Below are 852 nucleotides of genomic sequence, written 5' to 3' on the forward strand. Positions count from 1 at the left end.
TAGTTTCTCAGGCTTAACCTCCCACCTAGCAACTGCTTCACGCGATACATGGCTGTTTCAGAGAGCGAACGCTTGTGATAACCATACCGCTTTTTCCACTTCTTGTTGGAGCCGTAGAGCTTCTGACAACCTACTGCTAAATTGCGAGGGTGTCCTTGCTCCCAGAAGGCAGCCCCTTCTCGTGGCGGGATAAGCGGAACCGCTCGCTTGATCCGTATGGCATCATGGCAATTCCTTGTGTCATAAGCGCCATCACCTGATATCTCAATGATTTTGCGACGTGTCTGCTTGAGTAAGTTAGGGAGCACTTCGGCATCGGTTACGTTAGATAAGCTCAGCTCTGCTGCGACTATTTCGTGGGTGCTTGTATCTACTGCGATATGCAGCTTACGCCAGACTCTGCGCTTCCCATCAGTACCATGCTTCTTGACCTTCCATTCACCTTCGCCATAAACCTTGAGGCCAGTGGCATCAATGGCCAGATGTTGTATTGCTCCTCTGGTTTTGGTTTTAAATGAAACCTCAACTTCCTTAGCTCGGCGGCTTATACAGGTGTAGTGTGGGCAAACAAGCGGGATGTGAGCCAGCTTAAATACTGAGTCTAGAAAGCCTTGCAGCGCTCTCAATGGCATGGAGAAGACGCGCTTAACCATCAGTGCGGTAGTAATGGCTAAGTCGCTGAATCGGCGAGGTCTACCACGCTTGCCTTGTTTGTTTTGCTTCCACTCGGCTATCGCTTCCTCATCAATCCAAAAAGTCAGAGAACCACGGTTGATTAAGGCTTTATTGTACTGCTTCCAGTTAGTTGTTTTGTAACGAGGTTTCGGCATAAGGCTACGATGATTAACTGAT

Annotated in this window: 1 protein-coding gene; it reads right to left on the reverse strand. The window is 48.7% G+C overall.

Features of this window, described 5'->3' with window-relative positions; translation table 11 throughout:
- Positions 1 to 830: IS5-like element ISVal1 family transposase (locus R7Z77_RS24745; RefSeq protein ID WP_318136970.1), on the reverse strand; the 830-nt coding region annotated here is incomplete at its 3' end.
- Between the last annotated feature and the right edge of the window lie 22 nt (positions 831 to 852).

It is taken from the genome of Vibrio sp. 1401, assembly GCF_033340295.1.